A 4,759-nucleotide genomic window follows, 5' to 3' on the forward strand; every position below is an offset into this window, starting at 1 on the left:
AGGACCCTTGCGGACCCCATATCTCTATGGGATTTCCCTGCATGTCAAACCCAGGTAAGGTTCTTCGCGTTGCGTCGAATTAAGCCACATGCTCCGCCGCTTGTGCGGGCCCCCGTCAATTCCTTTGAGTTTTAGCCTTGCGGCCGTACTCCCCAGGCGGGGCGCTTAATGCGTTAGCTGCGGCACCGAGGACGTGGAAGGTCCCCGACACCTAGCGCCCAACGTTTACGGCGTGGACTACCAGGGTATCTAATCCTGTTCGCTCCCCACGCTTTCGCTCCTCAGCGTCAGTTACGGCCCAGAGACCCGCCTTCGCCGCCGGTGTTCCTCCTGATATCTGCGCATTTCACCGCTACACCAGGAATTCCAGTCTCCCCTACCGCACTCAAGTTTGCCCGTATCGACTGCAGGCTCGGGGTTGAGCCCCGAGTTTTCACAGCCGACGCGACAAACCGCCTACGAGCTCTTTACGCCCAATAATTCCGGACAACGCTTGCACCCTACGTATTACCGCGGCTGCTGGCACGTAGTTGGCCGGTGCTTCTTCTGCTCCTACCGTCACTTTCGCTTCGTCGGAGCTGAAAGAGGTTTACAACCCGAAGGCCTTCATCCCTCACGCGGCGTCGCTGCGTCAGGCTTTCGCCCATTGCGCAATATTCCCCACTGCTGCCTCCCGTAGGAGTCTGGGCCGTGTCTCAGTCCCAGTGTGGCCGTTCGCCCTCTCAGGCCGGCTACCCGTCGTCGCCTTGGTAGGCCGTTACCCCACCAACAAGCTGATAGGCCGCGGGCCCATCCTCCGCCGAAAAACTTTCCACCAGGCGAGATGTCTCACCTGGTCATATCCGGTATTAGCTCCGGTTTCCCGGGGTTATCCCAGAGCGGAGGGCAGGTTGCCCACGTGTTACTCACCCGTTCGCCACTAGGACACCTCCCCGAAGGGAGGGCCTCGTTCGACTTGCATGTGTTAAGCACGCCGCCAGCGTTCGTCCTGAGCCAGGATCAAACTCTCCATTGATGTCTGTCAGGCGAGCCGATCGAAACGACCGGCCGCCAAACTCAACGGAGCCACGTGCGCTGGTGCACATCGTGGATCCTGGCGATTGATCAGATAAACGTTGTTTGCTGTTCGTCTGTCATCGCCAATGTGAACTCGCTGCCAAGCTCCGCCGAAACGGCGCCTGACGCGAATCAGTTGGCACTGACTTTTGGCACGCTGTTGAGTTCTCAAAGGACGGATGCGCACCGTCGGGGTCTTCCGACCCGTCTCGGGGCAACCTGACCACGCTATGTCGGCGAGGCCTCGATGTCAAAACCGGTCACGCTCGACTTCAGCGTGGGCCGGCCGTTGATAGTACGCCAGCGAGCGACCTTTTTCCACGTCGGAGCACCAACCAGCCGCCGGCCAACAGATCCGCGTCCTTCGGTGACTTCTCGCCGTCGCTCACCCGGGCGTTGTTGAGGTACGCACCCCCCTCCTCGACCGCTCGCCGCGCGGCCGACTTGCTCGGGCACAGGCCGGTCGCCACCAGCAGGTCGATCACGCTCGGCAGCGCCCCGGCGAGCTCGACGTGGGGGGCCTCCCTCAGCGCGGCGTCGAGGGTGCGCTCGTCGAGCGCGCTGAGCTCCCCTTGCCCGAACAGCGCCGCGCTGGCCGCAATCACCCGATCGGTCTCCGCTCGTCCGTGGACGAGCGTCGTGATCTCCTCGGCCAGCTTGCGTGCCGCCGCGCGGGCCTGGGGCCGTTCGGCGGTCTCCCGGTCGAGCGCCTCGATCTCCTCCCTCGTCAAGAAGGTGAAGTAGCGCAGGTAGCGCCCGACGTCGGCGTCGGCGACGTTCACGAAGTACTGGAAGAAGGCGTACGGTGAGGTCATCCGCGGGTCGAGCCACAAGCTGCCGCCGCCGGAGGACTTGCCGAACTTCACCCCGTTGGAGTCCGTGACCAGCGGAACGGTCAGCGCGTGGGCCGTCCCACGCTCGACCCGCCGGATCAGATCGAGACCGGCGGTGATGTTGCCCCACTGGTCGGTGGCGCCGATCTGCAGCTTGCAGCCGTGTCGTCGGTAGAGCTCGAGGTAGTCGTTGGACTGCAGCAGCATGTAGCTGAACTCGGTGAACGAGATCCCGTCGCCGCTGAGCCTGGCCGCCACCGAGTCCTTGCTGAGCATCACGTTGACCGAGAAGTGCTTTCCAACGTCGCGAAGGAAGTCGATCGCGCCCAGCGGAGCGGTCCAGTCGAGGTTGTTGACGAGCAGGGCGTCGCCGTCGAGGTCGACGAACCGTGCCAGCTGCGGGCGCAACCGCTCGGCGACGCGTGAGGCGATCTGGTCGGGGTCGCTGAGCGAGCGCTCGCTGTCCCGACCCGACGGGTCGCCGATCAACCCGGTCGCGCCGCCGGCCAGCACGATCGGGCGGTGCCCGGCGAGCTGGAACCGGCGCAGGGTCAGCAACGGCATGAGGTTGCCCGCGTGCAGGCTGTCCGCGGTCGGGTCGAAGCCGGCATAGAGCGTGACCGGCCCGTCGGCGAGATCCCTGCGGAGGGCGTCCACGTCGGTGGTCTGCGCGATCAGACCGCGCCATTCGAGCTCAGCGAGAATGTCGGCCGTCACCGCCGCATTCTCTCAGGCGCGGGTGCGGCGCCTCGGCACGTGCGTCCGGAATGCCGACACGGTCGGGTCGCCGTCGACCCAGAACCGGTACGGCCAGTCCGTGGCCACGGAGATGCCGATCCGCGGGCCGACCCGTACCGCCGCGTCCGGAACCGGCGTGCCGGCGCTCACCGTGATCGTGCTCGCGCGTGCGGTGACGTCCACGCCGTCGAGGCTGCGGTCGACCGTGAGCGCTTGGCAGATCCGGGCCGGACCCCGCGCCAGGTCGCGGTCCGAGCGGGCGGCGGGACGCCGCGCCCGAGCGATCTCGACGCCGGAGACGACGTGGCCGGCTCGCAGCAGCACCGCCTGGGCGGTGCCGACCGGTCCGCACACCAGGTTCATGCAGAAGTGCATGCCGTAGGTGAAGTACACGTACGCGTGCCCGGGCGGGCCGAACATCACCGCGTTGCGCGCGGTCTGCCCGCGGTAAGCGTGCGAGGCCGGGTCGTTGCCACCGTCATACGCCTCGACCTCGGTGAGCCGGATCGACACTCCGGCGGCGCTGACGACACAGCCGAGCAGGTCGCGAGCGACCTCGACGACAGGCCGGTCGTAGAACCGCCGCGGCAGGATCACGCCCCGGTGGCCCACTCCTGCTGCCTGAGCGCGAGGTCGCGCAGCTCGGCCAGCTGCTCAGCGACGCGAGCCGGCGCCGTGCCACCCCTGGCCGCCCGGGCGTCGAGCGCACCTTGCACCGAGAGGACGGTACGAACCTCCGGCGTCAGGACCGGGCTGATGGCCGCAAGCGTCTCGTCGGGCACGTCAGCAAGGTCCAGCCCCTTGCCATCGCAGTAGGCGACGAGCTCGCCGACGGCCTCGTGCGCGTCTCGGAACGCGACCCCGTTGCGGACCAGCAGCTCGGCGACGTCAGTGGCCAGCGCGAAGCCGTCGGCCGCCGTGGCGGCGAGTCGATCGACGTCGACGGTCATCGTCTCGACCATGCCGCTCATCGCCGGCAGGACGAGGAGCAGCGTGTCGACCGCGTCGAACACCGGTTCCTTGTCCTCCTGCAGATCCCGGTCATAGGCGAGCGGCAAGCCTTTGAGGACCGTGAGCAAGGCCGTCAGGTCACCGATGAGCCGCCCGGCCTTGCCGCGCGCAAGCTCGGCCACGTCGGGGTTCTTCTTCTGCGGCATGATCGAGGAACCGGTGCTGAAGGCGTCGTCGAGCTGCACCCATCGGAACTCGCTCGTGGCCCAGAGCACGACCTCCTCACCGAGCCGTGACAGGTGGACCCCGATCAGCGCGGCGCAGAAGAGGAACTCCGCGGCGAAGTCCCGGTCGCTGACCGCGTCCAGCGAGTTGGCCGCAGCACGCGCGAAGCCGAGCTCGGACGCGACCGCGTCCGGGTCGAGCGGCAACGACGACCCGGCGAGCGCTCCCGAGCCGAGCGGGCTGACCGACGTACGCCGATCCCAGTCCGTGAGCCGGTCGACATCGCGAACGAACGCCTGCACGTGGGCGAGCAGCTGGTGGGCGAAGACGATCGGCTGCGCGTGCTGCATGTGGGTGAGGCCGGGCGCGGGTGCATGGAGCGTCGCCTCCGCCTGGCCCATCAGCGCGTTCTCGAGCTCCACGACGCGCGCCACGATCTGACGCACGTGGTCGCGCAGGTACAGCCGAAGGTCCGTGGCGATCTGGTCGTTGCGGCTGCGGCCGGCCCGCAGCTTGCCGCCCAGCGCACCGATGTGCTCGAGCAGACCGCGCTCCAACGCGGTGTGCACGTCCTCGTCGTCGGCGCCGGGACGGAAGGTCCCGTCCTGGGCGTCCTTGTCGAGCGCGTCGAGGGCCGCGACGAGCTTGTCGACCTCGTCGTCGGTGAGCAGCCCGGCCCGGTGCAACACCCGCGCGTGCGCCCGCGAAGCGAGCAGGTCGTACGGCGCGAGCCGCCAGTCGAAGTGCACACTCATCGACAGCCGGGCGAGCGCCTCCGCCGGGCCACCGGCGAAGCGTCCGCCCCACAACCGGGTCGGCGGTGCGGTGTCAGTCATCTCAGCCGACCTCGTACGCCCGTCACCCGAGCCGCTGGTCGCGCTGCGCCGCGATCTTCGTCGGCAGACCCCAGAGCTCGACGAACCCCTTCGCGAGACGCTGGTCGAAGGTGTCCTCGG

The 4,759-nt window shown here is 67.7% G+C and carries 3 protein-coding genes and 1 rRNA gene; all 4 read right to left on the reverse strand.

The features are described from left to right. Positions 1 to 1,015 (reverse strand): 16S ribosomal RNA (locus VG899_03800); the annotation flags it as partial. A gap of 313 nt (positions 1,016 to 1,328) precedes the next feature. Continuing rightward, entirely contained in the window at positions 1,329 to 2,606 is a 1,278-nt protein-coding gene (gene tyrS / locus VG899_03805; protein HWA65478.1) for a tyrosine--tRNA ligase, read from the reverse strand. 12 nt (positions 2,607 to 2,618) lie between these two features. Next, complete coding sequence (locus VG899_03810) at positions 2,619 to 3,239, reverse strand: DNA-3-methyladenine glycosylase (protein ID HWA65479.1); 621 nt, start codon at positions 3,237 to 3,239, stop codon at positions 2,619 to 2,621. Then, entirely contained in the window at positions 3,221 to 4,639 is a 1,419-nt protein-coding gene (argH, locus tag VG899_03815; GenBank protein ID HWA65480.1) for an argininosuccinate lyase, read from the reverse strand. The genes VG899_03810 and argH overlap by 19 nt, the downstream gene beginning before the upstream one ends. Positions 4,640 to 4,759 lie beyond the last annotated feature (120 nt).

This window comes from Mycobacteriales bacterium (assembly GCA_035550055.1).
In the GTDB taxonomy this organism is placed as follows: Bacteria; Actinomycetota; Actinomycetes; order JAFAQI01; family JAFAQI01; genus DASZTV01.